General features: G+C 29.7%; 1 pseudogene. It reads left to right on the top strand.

Annotated features, from left to right (window positions below):
* Nucleotides 1–991 (top strand): annotated as a pseudogene (locus tag MBIO_RS05325) (rhoptry family protein); the annotation flags it as partial.
* Nucleotides 992–1,156: the final 165 nt, after the last annotated feature.

The raw sequence follows: 1,156 nt of genomic DNA, 5'->3' as shown, positions 1-1,156 counted from the left end.
AAATCAAAATTTGAGCTAAACCTAAAGTTTAGGCAAAAAACATCTATATGATCGTATTTCAGATTTAGATACTGGAGGATACTCAAAAGGTAATACAAATGGAGGCTGAGGAAATTCTAAAGGTGATAAAGTTAGAGCTGAATATTCATGACACCGATATGGAGTAGATAAAGGAAATAGTACTAGTGAAATTGAACAAGGTAAACAAATTGAAAATGAACCTTATAAGCCTTGACATACAATTTTTGACCCTGGTGATCATGGTAAACCAACAGTTAAATATATAAAACAAACATATCCTGATAAAGATTGAGCAGATTGTATAAAAGCAGTAAATGATGATATTTGAAGTGGACACGATGATCTATATACTTTGGCCAAATTAATAGAATATGAGAAAACAGTAACTGAAAAAATGCTTTCAAATATCAAAAAAATATCAGATTCTAAAATAATGTTTAAAAATGATTTTCAAGGCAATTTTGTTAATTTAAATGATGCTCTTTACAAAATAAAATATGCTTTTGATTTTATTAAATACAACAATCCAACAAGCAATGGATATTATGAAGGAATATGAGAAAGATGAAGTGGAGAAGAAAACAAATCTCATTACGCAATTGGAAATAATCCATTAAGAAATAGAGTTATAGTTTATGATGAAGAAAAAGGGAATTGATACGGTCCTCTTCCGGGTCCAGATGGAAATCTAGTAAAAAGTGATTACAATGGTCCTTACTATAGAACAGAAAATGGAAAATCAGATGAAAAATATGAAAGTACTAACCCACTATTTGAATATATGCCATTTTCTAATCCATTATTTTCATATTTAAGAACAGTAGACCATAATTCAGTTCATTTCTTATTAAAACATAATGGAGCTCCTATTTCATGAGTAAATTACATCTTTAAATTTACTCTTGATAACCCGCTAGGAAACTTTAATGCTTCATACTACATATGAAATCTATTGACCTTAATATGAAAATATTCCATCTACCTATAACTACTTTCTTAAATTAAATCTCTCTGATACCGGTTTCGTTTAGGATGAAGTATACATTATTTTTCCTGGAGAGGAGAAGCTCATTACACGGTTTATGGGATTAACATGTAATTAGACTTCCATGATCCTTAATTCGTGCTCAACGGG

Origin of the sequence: Mycoplasmopsis fermentans PG18, from assembly GCF_000209735.1 — a bacterium.
GTDB lineage: Bacteria > Bacillota_I > Bacilli_A > Mycoplasmatales > Metamycoplasmataceae > Mycoplasmopsis > Mycoplasmopsis fermentans.
The sequence above is the reverse complement of the archived record's forward strand: the minus strand, read 5'-3'. Positions and strand labels throughout refer to the sequence as shown.